This window comes from Bacteroides sp. AF32-8BH, assembly GCF_003435205.1.
GTDB classification, from domain to species: domain Bacteria; phylum Bacteroidota; class Bacteroidia; order Bacteroidales; family Bacteroidaceae; genus Bacteroides; species Bacteroides ovatus.
Map to the genome: position 1 here is coordinate 29093 of NZ_QVLZ01000064.1, position 1335 is coordinate 30427.

At 34.0% G+C, this 1335-nt stretch carries 1 protein-coding gene; it reads left to right on the plus strand.

Features of this window, described 5'->3' with window-relative positions; genetic code table 11:
* Positions 1 to 118 precede the first annotated feature (118 nt).
* A complete protein-coding gene (locus tag DWZ47_RS28050) occupies positions 119 to 1327 on the plus strand; it encodes a site-specific integrase (protein ID WP_117515463.1) in 1209 nt (402 codons plus the stop codon).
* The last annotated feature ends 8 nt before the right edge of the window (positions 1328 to 1335 follow it).

Below are 1335 nucleotides of genomic sequence, written 5' to 3' on the forward strand. Positions count from 1 at the left end.
TACTGAAAATCAGATAGTTACACTGTTAGCTATCTGATTTTTTTTATGCGTCAAAACTTGGTTTATGAATGGTTTTTGCACGGTGATGTAAACCGAGATGTAAACCGGAAAATGACACATGAATGCTTCAATTTCAGTAGTTTGCTACAAATCCAAAACACTTTCTAATGGTGAGAGTCCATTAATGCTTCAAATCACTAAAGATAAAAAGAGAAAATATCAGAGTCTTGGTATTTCTGTGAATCCCAAACATTGGAACTTTTTGAAGGGTGAACCTAAGCCTAAGTGTCCTAATCGTGATTATATTCTGAAAATTATTTTAGCAAAGAAAGAAGAATTGCAAAGAAAGGTACTAGAGTTTAATAGTAGACAAAGAGAATATTCTGTTTATTCTTTATTAAGGGAGACTGAAAGAACTCAACATATGACTGTGGGGGAGTTTTATTTGGCTTTGATAGACGAATTTGAGAGAAATGGTAAACTTGGTAATAGACGTGCTTATAAAGGCTCGTATAACTCTTTAAATTCGTTTACGGGGGATAATCTTGATATTTGTTTTGAGGATATAACGCAAGGTTGGCTTTTGAATTATGAAAGTTGGTTGCGTGCGAAAGGCAACAAGGAGACAACTATAAGTATTCAGTTTCGTACTTTGCGAAGTGTGTATAATAAAGCTATAAAAAGAAAATGTGTGGGAAAGGAGTATTATCCGTTTGAAGATTTTCATATCAATAAGTTTAATGTTCATACAGATAAAAGGGCTATTTCGAAGAATGATGTACTGAAGATTATCTCTGCTGATTTAACAGGTAAGAGTGAATATGTAAAGTTCAGCCGAGATATTTTTGTCTTTAGCTATTTGTGTGGTGGAATAAACTTCTGTGATGTGGCTAGTTTAACAAAGGAGAATATATTAAATGGTAGATTGTCTTATGTCAGACAAAAAACAGGGAAACAGATAAATCTGTGCCTTACGAAAAATGCCAGCGCGATTATTGATAAATATTATAAGGGTGGTAAAGGTTTTCTTTTTCCTATTTTAGATATAACTCGACATATAACTGCTACGCAAAAGGAAAATAGGCTGCATAAAGTTTTGGGACAAGTTGATAAGTCTTTGAAAATTGTCGCCCAAATTGCGAAGGTTGATGTGAATTTAACGACTTATGTTGCCCGCCATTCTTATGCGACTGTTTTGAAACGTTCGGGCGTGCCAACGTCTATTATTTGTGAATCTTTGGGACATAGCTCCGAACGGATGACACAGATTTATTTGGATAGTTTTGAAAATGAGCAGATAGATGAAGCAATGAAGAATCTTCTTTAAAATAAAAT